Source organism: Ferroplasma sp. (assembly GCF_037442045.1).
GTDB lineage: Archaea > Thermoplasmatota > Thermoplasmata > Thermoplasmatales > Thermoplasmataceae > Ferroplasma.
On the sequence record NZ_JBBIRC010000018.1, the window covers coordinates 1 to 26,208 of the forward strand.

General features: G+C 34.1%; 20 protein-coding genes and 1 tRNA gene. 12 read left to right on the forward strand and 9 right to left on the reverse strand.

Translation table 11 applies throughout. The features are described 5' to 3' along the window. Nucleotides 1-214, forward strand: a 214-nt coding sequence (locus WKI77_RS03680; protein ID WP_337860477.1) for a hypothetical protein, incomplete at its 5' end; no start/stop codon positions are given. Nucleotides 215-646: 432 nt separating this feature from the next. On the opposite strand, the gene WKI77_RS03685 is transcribed toward WKI77_RS03680, so the two are convergent. From WKI77_RS03685 to WKI77_RS03695, 3 genes are all read right to left on the reverse strand, one after another. Continuing rightward, the gene (locus WKI77_RS03685; RefSeq protein WP_337860478.1) at nt 647-3,034 is read right to left on the reverse strand and encodes a M1 family metallopeptidase; all 2,388 of its coding nucleotides are present in this window, start codon (nt 3,032-3,034) and stop codon (nt 647-649) included. 268 nt (nt 3,035-3,302) lie between these two features. Beyond that, nucleotides 3,303-3,557, reverse strand: a complete 255-nt coding sequence (locus tag WKI77_RS03690) for a PIN domain-containing protein (protein WP_337860479.1) — start codon at nt 3,555-3,557, stop codon at nt 3,303-3,305. A 273-nt stretch (nt 3,558-3,830) separates the two neighbouring features. Then, nucleotides 3,831-3,962: an AbrB/MazE/SpoVT family DNA-binding domain-containing protein gene (locus WKI77_RS03695; protein ID WP_337860480.1), complete on the reverse strand. Its 132-nt coding sequence runs from the start codon at nt 3,960-3,962 to the stop codon at nt 3,831-3,833. 249 nt (nt 3,963-4,211) lie between these two features. On the opposite strand from WKI77_RS03695, the gene WKI77_RS03700 reads away from it, so the two are divergent. The 10 genes from WKI77_RS03700 to WKI77_RS03745 all read left to right on the forward strand — a co-directional run bounded on the left by WKI77_RS03700 (nt 4,212) and on the right by WKI77_RS03745 (nt 18,675). Next, nucleotides 4,212-5,261 (forward strand): L-threonylcarbamoyladenylate synthase, encoded by a 1,050-nt coding sequence (locus tag WKI77_RS03700; RefSeq protein WP_337860481.1) that lies wholly within the window; start codon nt 4,212-4,214, stop codon nt 5,259-5,261. Next, complete coding sequence (locus tag WKI77_RS03705; protein ID WP_337860482.1) at nt 5,248-6,165, forward strand: GNAT family N-acetyltransferase; 918 nt, start codon at nt 5,248-5,250, stop codon at nt 6,163-6,165. The genes WKI77_RS03700 and WKI77_RS03705 overlap by 14 nt, the downstream gene beginning before the upstream one ends. A 55-nt stretch (nt 6,166-6,220) precedes the next feature. Beyond that, complete coding sequence (locus WKI77_RS03710; RefSeq protein ID WP_337860483.1) at nt 6,221-7,165, forward strand: hypothetical protein; 945 nt, start codon at nt 6,221-6,223, stop codon at nt 7,163-7,165. Nucleotides 7,166-7,225: 60 nt separating this feature from the next. Beyond that, nucleotides 7,226-7,298: transfer RNA gene (locus WKI77_RS03715), tRNA-Gly, on the forward strand. A gap of 434 nt (nt 7,299-7,732) precedes the next feature. Then, nucleotides 7,733-8,074, forward strand: a complete 342-nt coding sequence (locus WKI77_RS03720) for a Rieske (2Fe-2S) protein (protein ID WP_337860484.1) — start codon at nt 7,733-7,735, stop codon at nt 8,072-8,074. Between the two features lie 174 nt (nt 8,075-8,248). Continuing rightward, nucleotides 8,249-9,103 (forward strand): xanthine dehydrogenase family protein subunit M, encoded by an 855-nt coding sequence (locus WKI77_RS03725; RefSeq protein WP_337860485.1) that lies wholly within the window; start codon nt 8,249-8,251, stop codon nt 9,101-9,103. Then, entirely contained in the window at nt 9,100-9,579 is a 480-nt protein-coding gene (locus tag WKI77_RS03730; protein ID WP_337860486.1) for a (2Fe-2S)-binding protein, read from the forward strand. The genes WKI77_RS03725 and WKI77_RS03730 overlap by 4 nt, the downstream gene beginning before the upstream one ends. Beyond that, the gene (locus tag WKI77_RS03735) at nt 9,576-11,582 is read left to right on the forward strand and encodes a xanthine dehydrogenase family protein molybdopterin-binding subunit (protein ID WP_337860487.1); all 2,007 of its coding nucleotides are present in this window, start codon (nt 9,576-9,578) and stop codon (nt 11,580-11,582) included. The genes WKI77_RS03730 and WKI77_RS03735 overlap by 4 nt, the downstream gene beginning before the upstream one ends. A gap of 113 nt (nt 11,583-11,695) precedes the next feature. Continuing rightward, complete coding sequence (locus WKI77_RS03740; RefSeq protein WP_337860488.1) at nt 11,696-13,375, forward strand: TIGR04190 family B12-binding domain/radical SAM domain protein; 1,680 nt, start codon at nt 11,696-11,698, stop codon at nt 13,373-13,375. Nucleotides 13,376-13,587: 212 nt separating this feature from the next. Then, on the forward strand, nt 13,588-18,675 hold the full coding sequence (locus tag WKI77_RS03745; protein WP_337860489.1) for an ATP-dependent helicase: 5,088 nt from the start codon (nt 13,588-13,590) through the stop codon (nt 18,673-18,675). A 16-nt stretch (nt 18,676-18,691) separates the two neighbouring features. On the opposite strand, the gene WKI77_RS03750 is transcribed toward WKI77_RS03745, so the two are convergent. After that, nucleotides 18,692-18,853 (reverse strand): hypothetical protein, encoded by a 162-nt coding sequence (locus tag WKI77_RS03750; protein ID WP_337860490.1) that lies wholly within the window; start codon nt 18,851-18,853, stop codon nt 18,692-18,694. 39 nt (nt 18,854-18,892) lie between these two features. After that, nucleotides 18,893-20,140, reverse strand: a complete 1,248-nt coding sequence (locus WKI77_RS03755) for a DUF4147 domain-containing protein (protein ID WP_337860491.1) — start codon at nt 20,138-20,140, stop codon at nt 18,893-18,895. A 192-nt stretch (nt 20,141-20,332) separates the two neighbouring features. On the opposite strand from WKI77_RS03755, the gene WKI77_RS03760 reads away from it, so the two are divergent. Continuing rightward, entirely contained in the window at nt 20,333-21,844 is a 1,512-nt protein-coding gene (locus tag WKI77_RS03760; RefSeq protein ID WP_337860492.1) for an APC family permease, read from the forward strand. On the opposite strand, the gene WKI77_RS03765 is transcribed toward WKI77_RS03760, so the two are convergent. From WKI77_RS03765 to WKI77_RS03780, 4 genes are read right to left on the reverse strand one after another with little or no spacing between them, the layout of a single operon-like run. Then, nucleotides 21,839-22,996, reverse strand: coding sequence for a nicotinate phosphoribosyltransferase (locus tag WKI77_RS03765; RefSeq protein ID WP_337860493.1), 1,158 nt, complete (start codon nt 22,994-22,996; stop codon nt 21,839-21,841). The two genes, WKI77_RS03760 and WKI77_RS03765, sit on opposite strands and share 6 nt — an antisense overlap. Further along, on the reverse strand, nt 22,993-23,538 hold the full coding sequence (locus tag WKI77_RS03770; protein ID WP_337860494.1) for an isochorismatase family cysteine hydrolase: 546 nt from the start codon (nt 23,536-23,538) through the stop codon (nt 22,993-22,995). Before WKI77_RS03770 ends, WKI77_RS03765 begins: the two co-directional genes overlap by 4 nt. A 22-nt stretch (nt 23,539-23,560) precedes the next feature. Continuing rightward, nucleotides 23,561-24,931 (reverse strand): cysteine--tRNA ligase, encoded by a 1,371-nt coding sequence (gene cysS, locus WKI77_RS03775; protein ID WP_337860495.1) that lies wholly within the window; start codon nt 24,929-24,931, stop codon nt 23,561-23,563. A gap of 60 nt (nt 24,932-24,991) precedes the next feature. Continuing rightward, complete coding sequence (locus WKI77_RS03780; protein WP_337860496.1) at nt 24,992-26,107, reverse strand: glycosyltransferase; 1,116 nt, start codon at nt 26,105-26,107, stop codon at nt 24,992-24,994. Between the last annotated feature and the right edge of the window lie 101 nt (nt 26,108-26,208).

The window sequence follows — 26,208 nt, forward strand, 5'->3', positions numbered from 1 at the left end:
TGTTGATATGGATGTAACTTTGCTTGAAGCAATATCTACTATTATGTTCAAAGATTTTGTATATAGCGATTTAAATGAAGTTATACCTCATATTAAAAGATTAAAACCACATCTAAATGAGAGGATTATGATAAGGGCCCAGAACAAATCAAAGGAATTACTTTTTCACCCAGAATATCTCACTGATGTATTGAAAAAGGAGATTAAAGAATGAGATAACATTGATTGCATCGGCATGCGGTTAAAAGTGGGTGTATATGCTTATTTTCCTTGAATGATGCTATTGGTCATGAAGAGAAATGGACAAGACCAGCTCTGATAATAACAAAACACGAACAATCTTCACTTATTACTGTTGTACCTTTTACTTCTCGCATGGACGCTATTCGCTTTCCATATACATGCAAAATTAAACCATCAAAAACTAATGGATGGGAAAAAGAATCTGTTGCTATGATATTCCAGTTAAAATCAATATCGGATCAACGATGCATTAAATGTTTTGGAATTCTTGAAGAATACTATATCCAAATTATAAATAAGAATACTCAGCAATTTCTTAATCTATAAATAGAATGACATTAACTGTAAAATTTGTCCACCAGGAAGAAATTTACAAATATATTATATATTTAAAGGAAACGATTTAATTTTTTAATCTCTTTATCAGTTCACTGTATATCTTCAGGTATTCCATTCCCTTTTTGATGCCTCTGCTTATTTCCTTTATATTCATTTTCTGGAGCTTATCATCTATTTCATCTAAATGATTTATGCCTATGTAAGGGACAATTGCTTCTATTACACGGGATGAATATCCGGAACCTGCAAACACCGACTGTATTTTTTCCATTATTTTCTCAAGATTTTTATATATATATTCTTTAAGTTCTGGGTTTGTAGCTGCAAGCATATAATATCTCAGTGAATCCTGTGCTTTTATTTTTCTTTCTGAAATTGCTTTTTCTATAATTTCTATATTTTCAGACCCTGAAATAACTGCCATTGCATTTATTACCTTTACCTTATCCTCGTCCTGTTCAAAGTTTGACAGAAATTCAAGCAATTTATTTGCGTCATTGTTAACTATAGCATAAGATGTAAGTACTGCCTGTCGCATATCCGGATCTACATCATTGATGGAACTGGAGAATTTTGACAGTTCTTCCGCATATCCTCTGTTTATTCTTGCATACCTGTTTGCAAGTATGCCTCTTGCAGCTGAAACATTAATATTTTCATTTTTTTGCTTTTCTCCAAGTTCCTTTATTTTATCTGCCAAATATTCCATGTTGGCTTCTATTACAGAAGAATTTTTAGAGTCAATGAGATACAATGAAAACAGTTCATTGGATATTTCCTGTATAATTAATGAATCGGTTAATTTCATGAATTTATTTATTCTTGACAGGTATTCACTTAATGTAATTTTTCCAGAAACAAGAAAAGCATGCATATCGTTTAATATTCCAAAAATATCTTTATTGTCCAGTACCGGTATATTATTTAATATGTTTTCATACAGTCCATCTGAATAAAATACCCTGTAAAAACCTGTTTCACTATCATTAAGTTTTATAAATCCTGATAAATCAAGATCCATGGACGCTTCATCGAATAAAATGCTTCTTGTTCCTCCACTATACCTGGCTGTGAGTGGAATTTTCCACTGCACATTCTGCTTTTTTCCATTTAGAAGAAATCTGTATTGATTCAATTTTATTTTTCCATCCTCTTCTTTAGCCTCTATTACAGGATACCCAATATTCTGTATAAACGATTCCATAACCTTTCTTACTGGTTTATCTGACACCTTTGCAATAAATTCCCAGAGATCGGAACCTGAAGCATTTTTATACTTAAAATTCTCAAGATATAAATGGAGCCCCTCTTTAAATACATCATCGGTAACAAATGCGTTTATCATCCTCAATATGCTTCCGCCTTTGCCGTAACTGATTTCATCGAATATCTGTGATATGTCATCCGGATCCTTTACTTCAACCTCTATGGGATGTGAATTTACTAGAGAATCTCCTTCCAGGGCTCCTGCAGTTTCGCTTAACAGGAAATCTGCGAACATATCATAATCAGGTTCCAGCTTATTCATTGCCTTATAAGACATAAATGTGGCAAAGCTTTCATTAAGCCATAAGTCATCCCACCAGTTCATTGTAACAAGATTGCCAAACCATTGATGCGTAAGTTCATGAGCTATTACTTCGCCAACTGATTTTTTTACAGATGAGCCTGTGGACTTTGAAATATTCAGAAATATCTCCCTGAAGGTTATTGCGCCCCAATTTTCCATTGCACCTGCTGCAAACTCTGGAACTGATATTAAATGTTCTTTTGGTAGAGGATATTCTATCCCGAAATAATTCTGGAAAAATTCAATTGCCTTTTTTCCGATAATCAATGGATAATCTGAACTGGTAAGATGACCTTTCTGTGCCGCAAGAATTAACTTCTTATTATTATCAAATTCAATTGCCCTTTCATCGAATTTTCCAATGCCAAGATAGAGAAGGTATGTTGACATTACAGGTGTTTCCATGAATTTTATAATCTTTTTGCCGTTTGCATTATCGTCACTTTCTACTGGCATATTAGATATTGCCTCAAGATCTGGATTAATTCGTACAGTGATATCGAATGTTGCTTTATATGATGGGTTGTCTATACATGGGAAAAAGCGCCTTGCTCCTGTTGATTCGAATTGCGTTGTAAACATATCCCCATCCTTTGTTTTGGCAACATAAAAACCCTGGAGTTCTTCTGGTATCTTGCCTGTGAAATCGATTTCGGCAATAGAATCTTTGGTGATGATACCATCAATTACTATCTCCTGATTTTGCCTGAATTCCTTAAAATTTTTAATGCTATTATTTATCTTAATTTTCTTTATGAACAGATTTACAGAATTAAGTATCAGTTTTTCTTCATTTCCGGTAAATTTTATAACTTCATGGCATGTATATGTATAATTCTCGCTATTTATGTCTAAATCCAAACTGTAATTGTAAATCTGCATAAGTCCATATTAGATGGTTGCATATAATTTTTGTCAATGCACAAGTTACAAAGATCGGTTGTTACTGATGCAAAAAAACATATTTAATCCAGGAAGCTGAATTTATACTGATGGAATTAATTTTAATCCATGAGTTTGTTTATTCATTTCTATTGTTATTTATTTAAGATTTTGCCAAAAATAAAAATAATTCTTAAGAATTTCTTGCGCTTGATACAATAGCATAATATTATTTTCATTAGATATGGCATTGGATAATAGTTAAAATTTATAAATTTTCTATGTACTTGAATATCCTGTTAACCTTATCCAAATTAACGATTTCAATGTATTTAGTACTAATATACATTCCATGATCATTAGAAACCAGATAATCTGCTCCAGCAACTATTGCTGTGGATATCACTATAGTATCGGAGAATTTAATGTGATTGCCTGATCTTATTTTAGCTGCAAGGCCTCCAATTTCAGCACTTACCGGTATTATCGAGAAATTCTTCTGATTCAATAACCTTTTTTTCAAATTTCATTGTTCACATTGAATCATCATGAATATAAAATCATGCAGTATTTCGAAAAACACTATAGTCAAAATTTTGCCATCCTATATTTTTTCTAGTATATATTTGGACGATGAAAAAAATTACTCTCCCTATTAATTACGTTTAAAATAATATTTGTATCTATACAGAGTCTAATGCCATTCATTCCTTATATTATTCATTATGCCCTTAACATTACTTTTGAATGGTTTGGTTGATGCCAGAACTTTGGCTGACTTTAATTCGTCTGCTTTTTATATTACTATGCCGTTTTCTGTTAACTCAAAATATATTTTATCTCCAGGTTTGATCCCGATAATTTTACGTATTTCCTTTGGTATTGTTACATGGACCTTTACTGTAAGGTTTGAAACTTCCATTATCATTACTTATTAGTTACATTTTTCTTACATATAATTATTACCTATTTCACTTGAGGTTATTTGATAATGCAATTTGAAGATATATTTCAATAGTTGATTATTTTTATAAAATCATAATGATAAAAAAAGTTTTTAAAGTTTTGGTGATAATGAGCGAATGTGCCAAATTGATAAATAAACAAATCCCAATGCCATGAATTTATACAGTGTCAGTATTCTAAATCTTATATAATAAAATAGCATAACATATGTATGACAGAAATAATTCATATTAATGATAATAACTATAATTTAAGCATAAAAAAATGTGCAGATATCATAAAGGGCGGAGGAACGGTGGTATTTCCAACAGAAACAGTATATGGTTTAGGGGCAGATGCCTTTAATCCTGAAGCGTGCTCTAAAATCTTTAAAGCAAAAAACAGGCCTGCCGATAATCCATTAATTGTGCATATATCTAACATGAAAATGCTGGATCGTGTAGCTTATATAGATGATGAATTAAAAGAAAAAATGAAAGATATATGGCCATCCCCAATTACCTTATTGCTGAAAAAGAAAAATACCGTGCCAGATATTGTGAGTGCGGGGCTTGATACTGTATGCATACGATTTCCTGATAACAGAATAGCACTTGATCTAATAGAAGCATCTGGGCCAATTGCTGCTCCAAGTGCAAATATATCAACAAAACCAAGCATAGTTGATTCTGGCACTGCAATAAAAGAGCTGAATGGAAGAGTTGATGCAATAATAGATGCCGGGAGAGTTAAATATGGAGTAGAATCAACAATACTTGATTGCACTCAAACGCCATACAGGTTGCTCAGGGCTGGTGCCTTTACAGTAGATGATATTGAATATATGATTGGTGATGTGTATATTGATCCGCTGGTAAAGGGCTATACCCAGTCAAAAGTGGCTTTAACACCAGGATTGAAATACCGTCATTATGCGCCATCCAAAAAACTGTTTCTCATTGAAAATGAAGATAAATTTAGGGATTTTATTTCATCAGGCAATGTTCAGGATTTCTTTATTCTTTCATCAGATCAGAATTGTTCTTTGGCTAATGGCGAATGCATTAATCTTGGAAAGGATATATATGAAGTTGCACACAATTTATTCTATGATTTCAGATTGCTGGATGCTTCGGATAAGAAATATGGCGTAATACAGTCATTTCCTGAAAATGGCATTGGCCTGGCTGTTATGAATCGAATAAGGAAAGCCAGTTTCTTAATAGTAAAGGGCAAAGAAAATATAGATAAATTAAATGAGGCTATAAATGAAACTAGATAATTACAGGCTTAACTGGGACTTAATATTAAAAAAGGAAATAGAATTTCTCTCAAAAAAATATCCTGATATAGATATAAAGGGAAGTTATACCAGTATAATTAACCTGTTAAATGAAAATAAAATAAGATCCAGAATAATCATGCATAAAAATCAATTCATAGGATATGCTTATATTATGGATTCTCAGGATAAATCCGACCGGCTTTATGCAGATGCAGGGTTTGTTTCTCCAAAAAAAATTACTGATGAAAGGGTAAATGAACTGTTCACCTGGCTCATAGGCATAGCAAAAGAAAGCAGGAAAAAATTGATGCTGAACCAGATATTTAATGGAAATGAAATAAGCGATAAGTATCTTGTGAAATGTGGTTTTAAAACTATTGTAAGAAAGAGAATGGCTATAGACCTCAATGATTATTCATATAAGAAAATGGATAACATTAATGAGGTATCCGGTATTGAAGACCTCAATTTGGATCTTTATGCCGATGCAGAATATGAAGCTTTTAAATACACCTCGGATAAATATCTTTTCAGCAATAAAAGGGAAGACCGGATTAAAACTGTTAAAAATTTATTCAACGGTGATTATGGCGAAATAATTAATGAGTGCTCCTTTGTTTTAAAAAATAAAGGGAAGATCAGTGGCGCTGTGGTATCATCAAAACTTGGGTTTGATAGAGCCTTTATTGTTTCAATTTTTGTAAAACGTGTATACAGGAAAAAGGGAATGGGCAAATTTTTACTTTTCACTGCTCTTAACAGATTAAAGGCGCTCTCTTACCATTATGTTTTTCTATGGGTTAATTCAGAAAATTTTGCTCAAGATTTTTATTCACATTACGGTTTCAAATATGATAATTATCCAGATGAGATTATATATTATCTTCCAGATGCCAGATGAAATTTAAAATATTAAGTGCTACAAAAATTTAAGTGTAACGGCTCAATGAAGTAATATGGATTTGTTCAACTATGCGTATCTTGGACTTTTTTTAATTGCCTTAATATACATTCTGATCAAAGAGAGAGAAGCTTTTGCTCTAAAGATTCTTGCCTCAATTCCAGTAATGTTAGGCCTGGTATATTTTTCAGGGTCATTCTTTGTCCTTCCAATCTACCTGTTTTCTATTATTGTAAGTACAGAGCTTTATACAGTGTTTTTTTATTTCCCATTTGCTATCGATGTAATTTTAATTGTTCTTTCAATATTTGAAAAATTTGTGCCTGTCAGATTTATTTTTGCTTCTATATCCATAGCAATATTGCTTTCAATGTTCCTCGACAAAAATATGAGAAAATATGATATAATAAATAATGAAAAGAAGGGAAAAGATATAAAAAGGGAGACTTACAGGGATTATTTCCAAATTTCAACGGGAATTATCACCATAGGAATATTTCTATTTGATGGAATAAGAGGTAGAATGCTTATATTGCTGGCGGTTCTTCTTATATACCTCGCAGGAAATATTTTATATCTCAATAATAAAAACAGGATTGCAGACCTTGTATATATGATGGAAAGGGAAGATACAAAACTTGGCCTTGGATCTATGTATCTTGCAGCAGGCTTTCTTCTTGTTCTTGCTTTTACAAGATCACTCCCACTCATATATATTTCGGCATTCATGATTATGATAGGTGATTCACTGGCCACAATACTGGGTATGAAGATAAGGAGCAAAAAGCTCTTTTACAACAAAAAAAAGTCAATAGCAGGATTTCTGGCAATGCTTATACCTTCATTTGCATTTGGAATGTTTTTCTATATTTATTTATATTCTGCTGTATATGCTTTAGGTGGAACATTTGCAGAATCTATATCAAATAAAATTGCCGATGACAATATAACCATCCCTGTTTCCATAGTTATTCTGCATCTTATAATATCAATGGTTTAAAACATAGAAATTTCGGTTACATGTTAAAATATATATACACCTGTGTATTTTAGAAATAGAGCGAGTGTGGTGTAGCCTGGTAACACGCGAGCTTGCCAAGCTCGTGCCTCGGGTCCAAATCCCGGCACTCGCATAATTCTTATAATTAAATGGTTTACCCCTATATTTTTAGATGTTTTTGCTTCTTTATATTATCATGATTGGACTTTGAAAATGCCAAAATGATGTTATATAATTCACATTATACATTAAAAATAAATCAGAGCCGGCACTCTCAAGTCATCTTTTACCATTGTTTTTGTGAATAGGCATTCCATCAGCCCTGAGCATGGCATTTGGTCCTTTTTGAAAAATAAAAACCAAAACCTATTATAGAACTATTTCAATGATTCAAAATTTAGGAATGGTGAACCTCTATTATGGGCAAATCAACCACTTTTATGGGAATTCTTCTTGTTTTACCGTTTTACATTGATATACACGATTTATCATCTTTAAATATATTGCGGGATATTGCATTTAAAAAAAATACCAGAGTTTATATATATCTGTTGATATATTCTTTTGATGACAATGGATTGGAAAGAAATAGGTAACGCTGCTGAAATAGGCAATGGGAAGAATAAAGAGTTTGATATTAATGGAAAAAAGGTTCTTGTTTCCAACATAGATGGAAAGTTTTACGCAATCGACGCCATTTGTTCCCATATGGGAGGAGACCTTGGGCATGGCAAAATAAATGGAAACGATGTTATATGTCCGAGACATCATGCACAATTTGACATGAAAACCGGTAAAGTAGATAAAAATATCAATGGGTTCTTTAAAGTAATGACAAGAAAGGATGCAAAAGATCTTAATTCTTATCAGATAAAGGAAGAGGATGGAAAATTATCAATAAATATGTAAAGATAATTTTAAAATCAATCTTTTATCTATAAATTCAGCAAGGATTGGTTTAATTCATATATAATATTAAAATTTATTAATTTTTGATTTGTTATAATGCATGAATATTAAGAGGAATAATTTTTTGTTTATGGGAATTAGTAACATTTTTATACGGTTTTCAATTATAATATTATGTTTCCAGACAAATTTGAATACTATGCACCGAAAAGCATAGAAGAAGCAACAAAATTTTTGAGTGGGCATGAAGATGCAAAGGTGCTTGCCGGGGGGCAAAGCCTGATTCCAATGTTGAAACTCAGGTTTACATCAATTCCCGAACTGGTTGATATTGGAAAAATTAGTGGGCTCGACAATATATCAATAAATGGCAATACACTTGAAATAGGTGCCATGGCCAGAACTTCAGATATTGCTGAAAATCAAACTGTTAGAAAGATATTTCCCCTATTGAGCGAGGCAGCGGGGCTTATTGCAGACCCACTGGTACGAAATATGGGCACGATAGGCGGAGACATATGCCACGGAGACCCTGCAAATGATTTTCCGGCCGTAATGCTTGCTCTTGATGCGGATTTTATTGCTTCATCTGCAAAGGGCAAAAGAACAATAAAGGCGGAAGATTTTTTTATAGATACTTTCACAAATGCTCTTGAGTCCGGAGAAATACTTACAGGAATAAAAATAGAAAATAGAAATTCTTCAGGAAGATATTTGAAATACAAAAAATATGCCGGGGATTTCTCCATCCTTGGATTAGCAGTTGATTTATCAATGGATGGCAAAATGGTTAAGAGGGCTGGAATAGGACTGACGAACTGCGGTGCAACTCCTTTAAAAGCAAGAGATGCGGAAAAATTCCTGGAAGGAAAGGAACTGACAAACAAAAATATAGAGAGTGCAGCCAATCTGCTTCTCAAAGTTACGGATTTTATGGATGATGATAATGGCAGTACTAAATTCAAGGAAAAACTATTAAAATACCTGTTTACAAAGGCAGTAAAAGGAATAGGAGGTGTACAGGAATGATTGTTAACATAAAGGTAAATGGAAAGGAATATGAAAAGGATGTTGAAGCAAGGACATTGCTGGCTACATTTATAAGGGATGATTTAAAGCTTACCGGAACACATATAGGTTGTGATACAACAAACTGCGGCGCATGCACAGTACTCATGGACGGCAAAGCAGTGAAATCATGCACTGTACTGGCTGCTCAGGCCGATGGCCATGAAATTATGACAATAGAAGATGAGAAAGACAGTGATTTAAAAAAAATCAAGGAGAGCTTTATTGAAGAGAATGGGCTTCAATGTGGATTCTGCACTCCTGGAATGATTATGACTACACTTTACATGCTAAGGAAAAACGGAAAACCCAATGATGATTACATAAAGGAAGAGCTTGCAGGCAATCTGTGCAGATGCACAGGCTATGTTTCAATTATAAACTCAATAAAGAAAGCCAGTGAAAAAATAAATGAGGGAAAGGTGATTTCAAGATGAGTTATCTGGATAGATTTGCAAATGGCAAGGGAAGGTATCTGGACGATATTGACCTTGATGGAATGCTTTATATGTCACTGGTAAGGAGCCCGTATGCAAGGGCAAAGATCAAAAATGTCGAAGGTGGAATGACTTCAAAGGATTTGAAAGCCTATTATGCAGTTGCTGATGGAGATCACAAAGAACCGGTTCTCGCAATAAATGAAGTTAATTACCAGGGCCAGGCAGTTGCAGCAGTATTCGGAAAAAACAGATATGAGAGCGAGGATTTATTGTCAACGGTAAATGTAGAATATGAACCACTTCCAGCCATATACAGCATAGATGATGCAAAGAAAAAAGAAGCGATATATAGCGATAGAAAGGGCAATATATTAGCACAGGAGGATGTGGGCGTTAAATTCAACGAAAAAGATCTTGATTACGATGTAAAAGTAACTGATACAATATTGCTGGACAGAGTATCAGCAAACCCTATGGAAACAAGGGGCATTGTAGCAGATTACCGTGATGGTATTTTAAATGTTTACCTGCCATCACAGTCAATAGTAAGATCCAAATCCGGAATAGTCCATGCTCTCGGGCTTCCACCTGAAAAAGTAAAAGTTTTCCTCATAGACAATGGCGGAGCATTTGGAGTAAAAGCATTGTTTTACCCTGAGTATATTATAGCATGCTATGCTTCTATGAAATTTGGAAAACCTGTAAAGTGGCAGGAAACAAGGACAGAGCATCTGCAGGCATGCCACGCAGGCAGAGGCATTGAAGGAACATTGACGCTATATGCAAAAAAGGATGGAAAAATCACAGGGCTTGACGGCGAAGTGCTTCTTGACAATGGACCATACTTTGTTGATGCAGCGGCAGTAGACCTTGGCAATGTAATACATGAGCTTACAGGCCCATATTTTATTGAAAAAGCACATTTAACTGGGAAGTATGTAATCACAAACAAGGCCCCCAATGGGTATTACCGTGGTGCAGGGAAACCTGAAGCTTCAATACTTATGGAAAGAATGATTGATCTTCTTGCAGATAAACTTAAAATGGATATTGCTGACATAAGGCTTAAAAATGCACTGGAAAAACCATTTAAATCACCATTAGGCCTGGAAATGAGATATCCAACAAAGCCATTCCTTGAAGAGGCATTGAAATATTTTAATTATAAGGAACTTGCAAAGAAGGAACATGTTGGCATATCGCTTTTCATTCTAGATGAAGATACTGCACCAGGAGAGAGTGCAAGAATCATCGTCAGGGGCGGAAAGGTAAAAGTTTACCTGGGCGGCAATGTATCTGGCCAGGGCCATGAATTGTTTGTTAAAAGCATATTAAGTGATGAACTTGATATTGAGCAGGATACAGTATCACTGGAATTGCAGGACACTGAAACTTTATCAACCGGTGTCGGAACGTGGGGATCCAAATCGGCCATGACGCATGGTTCTGTCTTAATGCAGGCAGCAGAGGAACTTAAAAAACAGGTTATAGATAAATACGGAAAATATTCACCTGAAATACTTTTAAAAAATGATTTTGACCAGACATCAATGTACCATTTTGATTACAATGACAATGCTGTCAACTTTAACCTAGTAACATCAAAAATTAATGAAGCTGGAGATATAGAATCATTAAAGATTGGTGCTTACTATGACCTTGGAAAGGTGCTTAACATGCAAAATGTTCTCGGCCAAACCGAGGGTGGTGCTCTTCAGGCTATAGGTGAGGTTCTTTCTGAAACATTGAGATACTCTGAAGAAGGCCAATTAATGACAACAAGCATAATCGATGCAGGTGTTCTTACAGCAGAACATACACCGGAATTTGACATTAAAATTGTTGAAAATCCATCGGTGATGAAGGACAAAGCAAAGGGGCTTGGAGAATCACCAATGATTGGAATTCCGGAAGCACTGGCCAGATCACTGGAAACACAGCTCCATAAAAGAATTAATGTCATGCCAGTAACCAGAGAATTTCTCTTTGGCAATCCCTAATGATAGGATTTTTAATTTTTTTATTTTAATTATTTTACCATTATTAAAAAACATTGAAATTGCATTATATATAAAGATAAGAAGATTATTATACATATTAAAATTAGCTAATTATGAAATGTGATATAGCATTTATTCATCCGCCAAGCATATATGATTTCAGACAGAGGGATTTAAAGCCTGGCCCCATCAGTGATATAATTCCTTCAACTCCAGTATTTGAAATGTACCCTATAGGATTTATCAGCATGCTTTCTTATCTCATCCCAAAAGGGTATAATGCCAGAATAGGAAACATAGCATCAATGATGGTGATGTCCGATAAATTCGATCCTGAAAAGTATTTAAAAAATATCAATACAGAAATATTTGGCATAGACCTGCACTGGCTGCCACACGTTCACGGCGCAATAAATATTGCCAAAATTATCAAAAAAATAAACCCTGAAGCAAAGGTTCTCCTTGGAGGGTTTTCATCCAGTTATTTTTCATCGGATATAATGAAAACTTTTCCAGATATAGATTTTGTTTTAAAAGGAGATTTACAGGAATTCAATGTTGCAAAATTAATTGATGTAATTGAAAATAATGGGAATTTACAGGAAGTTCCAGATCTTGTTTACAGGGAAAATTCTAACATAAAAATTAATTCGGGCTCAAAGGAAAATACTCTGGACAATGTTTTTTTTGATTACAAAATATTAATGAAAAACGCAATTAAATACCATGATATTAAAGGGCATCTTCCATATACGGACTGGATAAATAACCCTGAAAGTGTTAGCATTATAGAGCATGGCTGCCAGTTTAATTGTGCTTTTTGCGGTGGCTCCAATTTTGCCTACAAAAATAACTATTATCCCGTATCACCAATATACAGAAATCCACTCACAATAGCCAGAGAGCTTGAACTGGCGCAGGAAATTCTTGGTTCTCCTGCCTTTATTATTGGCGATATAAATCTGGCCGGTGAAAAATTCTATACTGACTTATTCAGGCATGTTAAAGAACTGGGCATTGATATACCATTATTAACTGAATATTTCAGGCCACCGCAAAAGGATTACCTGAACCTTCTTGGCAAAACATTCAATGGATTTTCAGCTGAAATCTCGCCAGAAAGCTCCAATGAACATATAAGGCAAAAAAATGGAAGGGATTATAGCAATGAGGAATTGGAAAAAAGCATATCAAATGCAATGGATGCAGGATGCAAAAAATTTGATGTTTACCTTACTTTAGGCATAAGCGGGCAGGATGAAAAAGCAGTTGATAAAGACATAGATTATGCAAGCCAGTTAATGTTAAAGCAGAAAGGCACCAAAATGCAGGTATATTCTTTTATATCTCCTTTAACACCATTCATTGATCCCGGCTCATTGATATATGAGAAACCGGAGAGATATGGCTTCCACATCACTGCAAGAACAATAAAAGAATATTACGATCTCCTCGATAAAGGCAAATCATGGATAGATTTTCTGAATTATTATAATGACTGGATGTCTACTGATGATATCGAAAGATTGACATATGCATCTGAAATTAAAATGATCAGGGGAAGGCTTTTAGCAGGCCTGATAGATGATAAATCAGCAGCGAATATTATAGAAAATATAGAGCATTATATCAACGGGGAAGACTATAATGTCAATAAAAATTTAAACAGCCATTTATCATATTTGAATAAGGATATAGAATGGTCGAATAAACATAAAGTAAACAAAAATTCACTTATGGTCTTCTGGTATAAAGAGCTATTAAAAATTGAAAATGACATAAAAAAACTCTAAATTTAACTTTATTTTCTTGATTGGTATTCTAAATGAATTAAATGCAATAATCTTGCATGTTTAAATATACATTTTTCTCTTTTTTTGTATTTGTAAACAGATTGCAAATAATTTTGCCCGAATTTTAATTAATTCTTAATATTCTACTGGATATTCAATGGGCATGGATAAAAATTATATACAAATATGAATTATCTTACAGATTATCTTCAATGATATACAATAAACAATTTAAAGTAGAAGAGACATTGCCTTTTCTTGATGACATTGTGGCACAATGGTTTAATAACAAATACAGGAGTTTGAGTGATCCACAAAAAAAAGGAATACCATTAATACATAATAAACAAAACGTGCTTGTTTCATCACCAACCGGTACAGGCAAAACACTTACTGGTTTTTTATCAATTATAAATGAACTTTTCAAAAAAGCAAGAAATAATCAACTTGAAGACAAAATTTACTGCGTTTATATTTCACCTTTAAAAGCGCTTGCAAATGATATTAATAAAAACCTTAATGAACCATTAAGAGAAATATATGCACTGGCAATGGAGAAAGGATTAAATGTGCCAGAAATTAAGGTCGCAGTGAGGTCTGGTGACACTGCACAGAATGAAAGAAGCAAAATGTTAAGGAAACCGCCACATATTATAATAACAACTCCAGAATCTTTTTCACTTGCGATAACTGCATCAAAATTTAAGGAAAAATTCACAGGCGTCGAATATGTTATAGTAGATGAAATACACGAAGTTTCATCCACAAAAAGGGGATCTTTGCTTTCACTTAACCTGGAAAGGCTTGAGAACCTTTCACCGGGATTTGTAAGAATCGGATTATCGGCAACGCAGGCCCCCCTGGATCTTATTGGATCATACCTCTGTGGCTTTAAAGGCGAAAAGGAACGAAAGTTTGAAATTATAGAGGTAAATACAAATAAATATCTTGATTTAAGCATAATAACTCCTGTAAAGGATTTAACACTGGTCAGCTACGAGGTAGCTAATGAAAAAATGTACGATATACTTGTTGACCTTGTAAACAGCCATAAAACAACACTAATATTTACAAACACCAGAAGTTCTACTGAACATGTTGCAATGAGATTAAAAGCCAGAGGAATAGAAAATATAGAAGCACATCATTCATCTTTGGGCAAACAGACAAGAATAGAAGTTGAGGATAGGCTTAAAAATGGAGAACTGAAATGCGTTATTACATCAACGTCCCTTGAACTTGGCATAGATATAGGATTTATAGATATGGTAATACAGATAGGCAGCCCGAAATCCGTTTCAAGAGCACTCCAGCGAATAGGACGATCAGGGCATGGCGTCAGGGATTTATCACTGGGCAGATTCATAGTCTTTGACCTTGATGATTTAATGGAATGTGCAGTAATGACAAAGGCCGCATATGACCATGAAATAGATAAAGTAACGGTGCCTGAAAATCCACTGGATGTGCTTTCCCAGGGAATAATAAGCATGTCGCTGGAAAAAACGTGGGATGTGAATGAAGCATATAAAACTATCAGAAATTCATTTTCATTCCATACTCTGGAATATGAAGATTACATAGCAACTTTAAAGTATTTATCAGGGAAAATAGAGGGGAATACATTATTTTCCAAAATATGGTATGATGAAGATGAAAATAAATTTGGAAAGAAAGCAAGTACAAGAATGATTTATTTTATGAATGTTGGCACTATACCGGAAGAGGCAAATTACAATGTTGTCAATGAAAAAGGAAGGATGCTTGGACAGCTCAGCGATAAATTTGTAGAAAGAATCAAAACAGGCGATATCTTTGTCCTGGGCGCAAAAACATATATGTATTTGAAGGTTTCAAAAAACAATATAACTGTAAAAAGTGCCACTGGAATGAAACCAACAGTGCCATCATGGTCTGGCGAGCTCCTTCCAAGAAGCTACGATCTTGGCGTGCTCATAGGCAAATTCAGAAAAACACTTTACGATAAAATTAAAAATGGTGAAGACCCTGAAGAATGGCTGATAGAAAATTACAGAGTAGATTCATTTGGGGCAAGAAGCTTAATATCATATGTAAAGGCACAGGGAAGTTTTACCATTCCAAGCGAAGATAAAATGTATGTTGAGGGGTACATAGACAATGAACTATACAGCATTATATTCCACATACCTCTTGGGAGGCGCGTGAATGATGCCCTTTCCAGGGCATATGGCCTGGCAGTTTCAAACAAATATGGAATAAATACCAGGATAAGCGTAAATGATAATGGATTTATGCTGACTTTAAACAGGAGAGTGCCAATAAATGATGTTGTAACTCTCCTTACACCATTAAATTTTAAGGATTTAGTTGACCGCTCCATAATAAATACAGAGCTTTTCAAGCAGCGGTTCCGTTACTGTGCAACCAGATCACTCATGGTATTGAGGAAGTATAAGGCAACCGATATACCTGTTGCCAGGCAGCAGCTAAGAAGCGACAGGCTACTCAGGACACTGGAAGAGATGCATAATTTTCCGGTAATAAAAGAAGCTTTCAATGAGGTAAAATATGAGGTCATGGATGTTGAGCGGGCTGCCTGGTTTGTCAATGATATAATTTCAAAAAAACAGTATGTTATAAGGGATTATTCAACAGAGACAAGCCCATTTTCATATAATCTTATCCTTTCAGGAGTTTCTGATATAGTCCTTATGGAAGACCGATCAAAACTCTTAAGGGAATTGAGAAGCAAGCTTCTTGATAAAATATATGGCACAGAAGGCATTGATTTCCTGATAAAGGATTCAAAACTTGTTGAAAATTATTTCAAGAATAAAGTGCCTTCCATATCAGATATAGATGATTACCTTGAATTTGCCAGCCACTTCCTTTACATTGACCCATTCAGGCCCAAATTCAATTCCCCATTAAATTATACTGAAAAAAATATTGATGAGCTGACTGAAGAACTCATTGATTCCGGCCAACTGGAATACTGCTTTATAAGATCAGATCAATGGGTACTGGATGAATACTATGGCCTTGCCTACAATCTTTTCCGCAGGGAATTGGAATTGAATGACATTGATAAGAAAGTATACAGTTCCATAGAACATTCATCATATAACGAACTGAAAAAAATCGGTATAGGCGAAGAGGATTTAAAAGATAGTTTAATCAAGCTTGAATCCGCATATCTTATTCGAAAAACAATTAAAAATGGAATACAGCATTATATCAGGAATGATAAAAGACCTGAAAATATGCTTGATTCAATAAAACAGGCTGTTTCCATTGTACTTTCATCATATGGCCCGCTTACATTTGATGAGCTTTTAATAAGGTTGCCAATAAATAACGAAGAACTGGAAGGCATACTGAATAAAATGGTTCGGTCTGAAGGCTTAATATTTGATTATATAACTCCAATATTCATGAAGCAGTATATGATGAGATCTGATTTTGAGGCCATAATAAGAAATACTTCCTTTGATATATCAGGAAAAAGGATATCTAATTTCTGTACCGATGTTGATACAGTCCATGATTATTTCGAAAAATACGGTTTTGCATTTGAGATATATGATATAAAGGCAAGGATTAAAAAATTCACAGTTGATGAATTGGATAGGCTCGTAAAATCTGGTTCTGTATTTTATACCAGGGCAATTAAAAACAAATATGTGTATATAGCCAAGTGGCTGGCTGATGCCCTTTATAAACTCAGGGATGAAAAAAATAGTGCAGAGGAAGCTCAAATACTGGAATACATAGAAAAGGGAATAGATACAGATGAAAAATTGACTGAAATGACTGGCATGGAAATAAGAATAGTGAAGGCCATAATAAAGAATTTACAGTTTAAAATAAAAATAGTATCGGGACCAGAGGGCATAAAAATATACAGCCCGGAATCGGATATCGATCCAAACAAAATTGTTGAAAAATATGGTCCAGCAACAACAAGGGAACTCTCAAGATTTTTCTGGTTCCATCCTGCAAAACTGGATTATTCAAGGCTATCGCCCATATACTTTAAAAATGAGATATATTATGGAAATATACCTGAAGCACCAGAAAACACATCGCTCATAGTAATGAAAAACGACCCGGTAAGCATTTATCTTGGAAAATATGTAAGAAACGATGATTATAATGCAAAATTTATTTTCCATGGTACCGAAGAATCAATGTTTTACATGGAAGAAAAGGAACCTGGCATATGGATCGAGAATATAGATTTTGAAACAGGCAAGACTTCCGAATTCCTGGAAACACTGAAAAATAGCATGTCAAAAATTGGAATTGACTCAATTATTATAAGAACGTCAAACAAAGAACTTTTGGATGCCGGGATAAGTGCCGGATACAGAACTGCAGAAAATGTAATGTATAGAGGGCATTTTGAACTTTTAGATATATCTATGGAAGATTTGCTTTCAATGTCCATTGAAAGGTATAATAAAACGAAGACAACAATAAACTATAAAGAATTCAGCAAAGTATTCCTTGGAGTGAGAACAGACATAGAAGCATATTATACAGGAATCAGAAGTGTAGAAATGAATAATTATTACAGTTCAATGCTTATTTACAATTTTGATGGGCCTTTTAATGCTCCTGCATATGGCACTAAAAATGTTATAGCGTTATATAAGGCTATAAGAAAAAGGGATATGACAGAGGATGAGGAAACTGTTTACAAGTTTCTCATGTCAAGAAGCATGTCGGAAAATCAGCTCATAAAATCTCTGAAAATGAGCTCTTTTGCCATTAAAGAATGTGTAAAATCGCTTTACCATATGAATGCTATAGCAAAGGACAATGGGAGAAAATACATAACAATAGGTGAAGAGTATTCCAGGCTGGAAGCCATAGAAATACTTATCAGGGAATTGATCAGGCGGATTGGTTTTCTGGATATGGCAGTGTACAAAAATCTTACAGGGATGCCCTGCGATATAGAATACAGGCTAAGCGTTTCAAAGTTATTGCATGAAAATGTTATAAAAGAAGTGCTGATGCCATCTGAGAATAGAATAATATATGCTGGAACTGATTTTCACCCATCAAAACATAAAATGTCGAGGATTATACCACCAAAAGATATTTTAAATTTGATTTTCTCCGATTATATAAAATCCAAATATAAATCGGCCAGCAACTACCTGTTCTATTCAGATGGCTCTGTTAAGATTTCATTTTCAGTAAAAAAAAGTGGAAAATATCTTACAGTCAAAAGTACATCCGGAGACACTAAATACATGGATGCTGCAAAAACTGAGTTTAATAATACCGGGTATTTGATTTCAAATTAAATAAATTTTTATTAACTTAAGGCGAGAATTCCTCCTGAAGTTCTATAACAACCTCGTTTAGAACTTCTTCAAGTGTCATGCCATTATATTCCCTTAATCCACCCATATCAGTCCTGAGACGGGCACTGTACCCGTTTTCATCCTTTTCAAATTCTATATTACAAAGAAGCTCTTCCATACCAATCACTCCTTAATTACATGCTCTATTTAATTATTGTTATTTTTGCCTGCCATAAAAACCGATCATTAAATCTGATACATTATTTCCAGTCCTCCCAGTAATAATAGTTCCATGTGATCTGGAAAGTGCTGTATAGCTGTCATTATTTTCAAGGCAATCATTAATATTATCTATTTGCGTTGAGTTGTCCACAATGCCTCCTGCAGCAATGCTTTTGCCGTCAATTCCATCCGTGCCTATTGAAATAAAAAGAAAATTTTCATTTTTATGCATATTTTCCATCATTCTCAATACAAGTTCCTGGTTGCGCCCACCTTTTCCATTGCCCCTGACATTAACTGTTGTCTCACCACCGCATACAAACCAGAAATCTTTCCCTTTTAAATCGAAAACGTTTCTGAGTATTTCTGGAATTTTAAATGAAACAGGTTTAACATCGCCACTGATATTGCTCCCAAGGTTTATTTTCTCATCTTCCAGTGAAGAATATAAAAAATCAACAAAATCACGATTTCTCAGGATAATCCGGTTCTGAACCTTTAAAAAGTATTGATCAGGTATTTCCGAAACATTGCTTTTTTCAACGATATTTTTTAAGTCCTGCCTATTGATATATTTCTCAACAAGACTATTCATATTGAATGCCTGCGACGATTTTACCAGAGGGCCCGATGCTATTATATTTAAATCATCATAAATAACATCAGAGACAATAAATGCTATAACAGAGGCGGGGTACAGGTATTTTGCCAGTTTTCCGTTCTTTACAGCGGAGAGGGCGGATCTTATGCGGTTAAGAACGTATATATCACCATCGTTCTCCATTACCTCTGTTGAGATTTCAGCCATATCATTTATGCTGATTCCAGGTTCAGGTATTTCAAAAAGTGAGGACCCACCGCCGGATATAAGAACTATTACAAGGTCTTCTTCAGTCAGGGCTCCAATGTGGGACAACAGTTTTTTAGATGATTTTACAGAAAGATCACTGACAATGGGATGTGTGCCTTTCAGAATTTCAAGTTCCGGATAGCTTTCATCATGATCCTCGTCATCAGGAATTATTATGCCTGCGTAGATAAGTTTTGATGTTACTTTATTTCTAATTCCGTAATACATTTTAAAAGAAGCTTTGCCGAATCCAATTACATAGATATTTTTATATTGGGCTATATCTATATCAAAATTGTTTGCAATGGCGCTGGAAGGATCAAGAGTGTTTACTGTATCCTCCACTTTTTTAAGCGCATATTTTCGGAGCTGGCTCTGGCTTATATCATCCATATTAATAATTTTCACAGTGTTATATATAATTAACATTTTTAACCCTTTTCAGGAAGTGATAAAAATTTATTATTCATAATCAGAGATGTTAAAACACAATATATATACTTTATATATTATACGAAATTCGAACGCAAACAATATACGGATCCTTTCCAAATATTAAAATATAAATCAACTATTAACTATTACGTGATAAAGGAAGAAGTTTTTCGTCCTAAAAGGGAATATAAACATCTTGGATATAACCAGTTATCATTGAGGCATGCTGTTTCACAGGCGGTTGGATTGAACGCCCCTGGCGGTACAATTGTATTGTATGTTGCCGGTACAGCTGCATTATTGACATTTACATTTTCAAAATATCCTGATGGTGCTTTTTCTATTCCATTAATATTGTTGCTGGCCTTAATTGTTTATTCCATGATGAGTTACTCCTCATTTGAATTTTCTAAATATCTTTCCAGTTCGGGCGGATATTATACATTTGTTGCAAATGGGCTTGGAAAGGGATTGGGATTGACAACAGCATTATCATATATAAGTTACCAGATTCTGAGTTTTACAGGTTTTGGAATCCTTGGATTTATAGGATTTGCATATGCAATTCTTCCGAGCCTTGGCATAACAGTGCCATATGTGAATATTTTATGGATTCCAGTAACAATTATATTTATTCTATTTGTAAGTTTTCTTATTTATAAGGGAATAAAGCCCTCCTTAAAATATGTATCATATGCAATATTAATTGAAGTAATTTTTTTTATTGCCACTTCAATATACCTCATTGGTGTAAATCATACAGCTATTTCCATTAAACCATTCACGGCAATTCCTGTTGGTGGAAATTTTCTTATCCTTGCCGCAATGATGGTTTATGCAATAGGATCATTTGTGGGTGTTGGAGGTTCCATACCAATTGCTGAGGAAACAAAGGATCCAAAGAAAACCGTTCCAAGATCCATCATTGCAAGCATAGCTATACTTGGAGTGACAATTGTGCTTGCAGCATATGCTGAAGTCATATCATGGGGCTATGGAAATATGGGGGCTTTTGGAACCGGAGCAGGGATCGGTGCATATCCTGTATTATCCATATATAAAAACGGATTCTATGGAATGGGATTAATTCCATTTGCAATCCTCCTTATAATAGTTATAAATTCCTTTTTTACTGCAACCGTATCACTTGGAACAAACGCATCCAGGGTTATATTTTCACTTTCAAGAGAAGGAGTTATTCCAGAAAAATTATCAAAAACAAATACAAGAGGTGTTCCTGTTTATGCAATTCTTTTTATTACAATTATATCATTGATAATAGTTCTTGCAACTGGAATTTCATTTGAGCTTTTATATCCTGGACAGATTATAAATGCATTGCTTTATTCCTCAGTATTCCTGCTTGTCCTTGAATCTCCAATTTCTTATATAGTGCATATACTCACAAACACATCATTGCATTTATATCTCAAAAAAAGAGGGGAAAAAACACATATATTCAGGCACATAATAATACCGGGAATTTCCAGTATAACGCTTATTGGCGCAATAATTGCAGCGGTGTATTTTGATCTCAGTGCGCCTTATATATATGGTGTTTATGGAGCTCTTGCATGGATTGTTGTAATAGCCTTAACCGTTGCTGTAATGTATACAAAATATAAGAAACGCCTTGAAAATATTGGAGATTTTACATTATGAAATTATTTTTTCTATTTCTTTAATTGATCTGTCCCTTATTGTATTCAGTTCCTCAGTTTTCTTTATTTTGCCATTTTCCATATAAGAAACCATAATATTTTCCATTCTGTTGCCACATGAGCATGCTGGTGCATCATCTGATATTGATACTTTAACTTCATTGCATTTCATGCACCGGTATACGTTTTTAATTCCAGAGTATTTCCCCCTTTTCGTTAAATCTTTGCCTTCTATATTTACTATGTCCATTCCAAAATCCACTGGTTTTGCAGAGGATATTGATGTGCCTATGCCAAAGGCTGAAACTCCTGCATTTACCAGTTCTGGCAAATCCTCAAGCTTTATTCCGCCGGATACCATTATTTTTATCTTCTTATGGCCACGTATATCAAGCTCCCACCGGATTTCCCTGATTAAATTTGGGAAGTTGCCACGGCGCGATGAGGGTGTGTCCAGCCTTATGAAGTCTATATCCGGAAATTCATCTGCTGCTTTGATTGCTGCAAATTTCTCATCCATATAGGTATCAATTAGGAAAACCCTGAAATTTGAGTTTTCATACTGCACTTTCCATGCTTCATCATCACCAAGAATAAGTGATAGGGCATGCGGCATTGTGCCTGAAGGCTCTATTCCAAGAATTTGTGAACTGTATACTCCTGAAACTCCAGATGCACCACCTATATATGAAGACCTGTCTATCATTGCTGATATTGCAGGATGCATTCTTCTGATTCCAAAAGATATAAACGGTATATCGCCAAGCGCTTTTTTAATCAGTGAGGAATAGGATGATATGCCGGATGCCTGGCACAGGAAGCCAAGAAGTGGAGTTTCCAGTTCCGCAAAATCAAGGTATTTTCCGGATATTCTTAAAAATGGAACAGGTATTCCAGAACTGTCTACAGGTTTTATTACTGTGCCTTCCGGAATAGCCTTAATATCGACATTGTGCCCTTCCAGCAATGTTATAACATCATTGAGGCCTGTAAAATTTATATAATTATAAACAGAAGATTGCGTTGTAACCTCCATTGTTACATAAGGGTTTTTCTTCAAATCCTTTAAATATTTTATAGTTTTTTCGAAATATACATCTGTTACAGTTCCATTGAGAATATCCGAATCGTTTGCCATGATAAATTTATTCATTTATATACCTCTTTTATCAGCTCTTCAGCGGTGATATGGTTATAACCATAATTTATTTTAATGTTGTTTATAGAAGAAATTTGCTTTGAATCATCAATACAGGCACATAGATCAGATATAACCTTAACATTATAGTATCTGTAAAATGCACCGGCGCATGTGTGTTCAACACATATATCTGTGCTGATGCCGAAAATATAGATATTTTTTATATTTAAGGCACGTAGAAGTGAATCCAGATCTGTGTCATAAAATGCATCGAAATGCCTTTTCTTAATTACATAATCTGGAAATTTTGATAATGATTTTACTATTTTTGAACCATCAGTGCCATCAAGTGCATGTTCTCCCCAGACAAGGAACTCGGGATCATTATTTATATGGGCATCGCCTGCAAATATAACTGGAATATTGCCGTTTATTTTAATCAGTGTTTTTTCTGCAAGTTCTACGGCCTTGACTGCGTTTTTGTTTCCAAATTTGCCTGTAACGAAATCGTTGATCATATCAATAATAAGAATGCAGCTTTTGTTTGCTTCCATAAAATGATATTAAAAAAACATATTAATCTTTTACCCACCACACTGTTTGTTCTCCATTATCTTCAATATAAATGTTGTTTTCCTGGAGTTTTTTCCTGATGTAATCCGATAACTGGTAATTTTTATCTGCCCTTGCCTTGTTTCTTACATCGATTATTATGTCCATGACATTTGTATTGTTCCTGTCATTCTTATAAATGATATTCAGGAAGGAATCCACATAATCCACAATTTTTCCTATTTCAGTTGCTGTATCTAATGATATATTTTCTATATTTTTGTTTATTTCTGAAATAAAAGCAAGAAATTCCCTTATAAGCCCTCTGGTGTCAAAGTTATTATCCATTATATTATTAAAATGTTCAATCACCTGATCTTTGTTTACAGGATAATTTCCAGATTTTGATTCGATTTTCAAAATTTTATTGTAAAATATATTTATGCGGTCAACTGCATCATTTGAATCTTTCATTAGCTGCTCTGAATAATCAATTACGGTGTTGTAATTTGAATTAATTAAAGCGAATCTCAGAACTTCTGCCCTGTAAGCCTTTAATATATCCTTTGTCTGTATGAAATTTTTCAGTGATTTTGACATTTTCTCCTTATTTATATTTACCATGCCTGTATGGACCCAGTATCTTGCTAAATATTTTTTGCCGCTGATAGAACGCATCTGGGCTATTTCTGCTTCATGATGCGGGAAAATAAGGTCATTGCCTCCGCCGTGTATGTCATATTCTGAACCGAAATATGCCTCTGTTATTGCTGTATCTTCTATATGCCAGCCAGGCCTGCCCTTTCCCCATGGAGATTCCCAGTAAGGTTCTCCGGGCTTCATCTTCTTCCATAGCACAAAGTCTTCTGGATTTTTTTTGTTTTCTTTTATTGTTCCCCTTGCATTTTCTTTTATCATTTCAAGATTTTGATTTGATAATTTCCCATAATCGGTAAATTTTTTTACCTCAAAATATATGCCATCATCCGTTTCATAAGCATATCCGTGATCCATAATTCTTTTAATCTGGTCTATGATTTCATCCACATACAGGCTTGCCCTTGCATAATAATTGATGCTGTTTACTCTTAAATTTTGCATTACATTTAAATATTCATGAAAATAATAATCTGATACCTCCTTATAGGATTTATCTCCCTCATTTGCCCTGTTTATTATTTTGTCATCTATATCCGTTATGTTCTGCAAATAAAATACAGAATATCCTCTTGCACGGAGATATTTTGCCATTACATCGAATAATATATTTGTCCTTGCATGCCCGATATGTGAATGGTCATATACTGTAGGGCCACATACAAACATATTGACCCTTCCCTGGTGAATGGTTTTAAAATTTTCGTCCTTCTGGCCAAGAGTATTATGTATTATCATTTATCTGTTATTAATGTAATGTAAATAAATTTAATGCACTTTACTGGAATATTATCAAATTCATATGTTATTGTTGTTTTTCCATTTCTCAAACTCGGTTTTTATGATTGTATATGCATCCCGGTTTCCTTCGGCTTTTATAAGTTCATGCGCCACTTTAAATGTATTATCCGACATCGATCTTAACAGTTCTTTATTTTCTATAAGTTTTATGATTGTTTCTTTGAAATTTTCGGGTTTTTCAACTATTACAGAATTGGACAGATCATAATTAGTAAATCCTCTTATGCCAGTATCTGTGGATATTACCGGAATACCGTGCATAATATAATCAACCATTTTCACATTCCTGCCTCCACCCGTAATTACAGGATTTAATGCAATTGCACTGTTTTGAAATAACTGATTTTTAACACTTTCATCCACAAGCCCGTGAAATATAATATTTTTTGGGGCATGTGGAAATCCATGTGTATTTATATTTCCTATTATATCGAAATAGAAGTCTGGCAAATTTTTTGCTATTGATATGATAATATCTACTGCCTCTATATTTGGCTTATAAATTGACCCAATAAACAGGATATGTTTTGAATTTTCTCCTTTCCATTCATATAAGTGATTGCCAAGCACATGTGTGTTCAGCAAAGCATTTTTGCATTTCATTTCCTCTTTAAAGTATTTTAAATCCTTTTCAGATACTGAAATTAAAAGGTAGCAGTTCTGGGCAATTTCTTTTTCAATATTGTAAGTGTAATCATAATATTTATTGCCGGACCGTAGAAGAGTTTCCACGTTATGGGCATCATACACAACAAATTTATTTTTAAGATATTTTTTAAATAAAGGGTATTGCCATGGCCCCTCAAATATTACTGCATCTGCTTCATTAATTAGTGCTTTAACAGCATTTATATATTTTCGTCTTAAAAATATCCCTTTTGATATTGCAATTTCAAGAAATCTATTGCCCTTAACTACAGAATAGGCAGTTGTTATTATAGACCTGTATTCACTTATATTATTGCTTTTCTTATCATGAATTATTAAACCGGAAACCGAACAGATATTCCATACATGATTTTCTAAAAGATGGTTTACTCTCATGGCATATGCAGAAATATAGTCAGGCATTATTTTTCCATGTGATAGTTGTAAAATTTTTAAATCATCCATTAGTATGTATATTTAATATGGTTATTAAATTTAATTTATGAATTCATTGCTTCTGTCAGTTATGGCAGTGTAAATAGAAATTATTTGCTTTCATTATAAAA

Coding starts and splice junctions, on each gene's coding strand:
- WKI77_RS03755 (WP_337860491.1), bottom strand. CDS start 20,140: ATGGATGATATAAGCCAGAGCCAGCTCCGAAAATATGCGCTTAAAAAA.
- WKI77_RS03705 (WP_337860482.1), top strand. CDS start 5,248: ATGAAACTAGATAATTACAGGCTTAACTGGGACTTAATATTAAAAAAG.
- WKI77_RS03695 (WP_337860480.1), bottom strand. CDS start 3,962: ATGATAATGGAAGTTTCAAACCTTACAGTAAAGGTCCATGTAACAATA.
- WKI77_RS03730 (WP_337860486.1), top strand. CDS start 9,100: ATGATTGTTAACATAAAGGTAAATGGAAAGGAATATGAAAAGGATGTT.
- WKI77_RS03750 (WP_337860490.1), bottom strand. CDS start 18,853: ATGGAAGAGCTTCTTTGTAATATAGAATTTGAAAAGGATGAAAACGGG.
- WKI77_RS03685 (WP_337860478.1), bottom strand. CDS start 3,034: ATGCAGATTTACAATTACAGTTTGGATTTAGACATAAATAGCGAGAAT.
- WKI77_RS03725 (WP_337860485.1), top strand. CDS start 8,249: ATGTTTCCAGACAAATTTGAATACTATGCACCGAAAAGCATAGAAGAA.
- WKI77_RS03770 (WP_337860494.1), bottom strand. CDS start 23,538: ATGGAAGCAAACAAAAGCTGCATTCTTATTATTGATATGATCAACGAT.
- WKI77_RS03735 (WP_337860487.1), top strand. CDS start 9,576: ATGAGTTATCTGGATAGATTTGCAAATGGCAAGGGAAGGTATCTGGAC.
- WKI77_RS03745 (WP_337860489.1), top strand. CDS start 13,588: ATGATATACAATAAACAATTTAAAGTAGAAGAGACATTGCCTTTTCTT.
- WKI77_RS03710 (WP_337860483.1), top strand. CDS start 6,221: ATGGATTTGTTCAACTATGCGTATCTTGGACTTTTTTTAATTGCCTTA.
- WKI77_RS03780 (WP_337860496.1), bottom strand. CDS start 26,107: ATGGATGATTTAAAAATTTTACAACTATCACATGGAAAAATAATGCCT.
- cysS (WP_337860495.1), bottom strand. CDS start 24,931: ATGATAATACATAATACTCTTGGCCAGAAGGACGAAAATTTTAAAACC.
- WKI77_RS03765 (WP_337860493.1), bottom strand. CDS start 22,996: ATGAATAAATTTATCATGGCAAACGATTCGGATATTCTCAATGGAACT.
- WKI77_RS03720 (WP_337860484.1), top strand. CDS start 7,733: ATGACAATGGATTGGAAAGAAATAGGTAACGCTGCTGAAATAGGCAAT.
- WKI77_RS03700 (WP_337860481.1), top strand. CDS start 4,212: ATGACAGAAATAATTCATATTAATGATAATAACTATAATTTAAGCATA.
- WKI77_RS03740 (WP_337860488.1), top strand. CDS start 11,696: ATGAAATGTGATATAGCATTTATTCATCCGCCAAGCATATATGATTTC.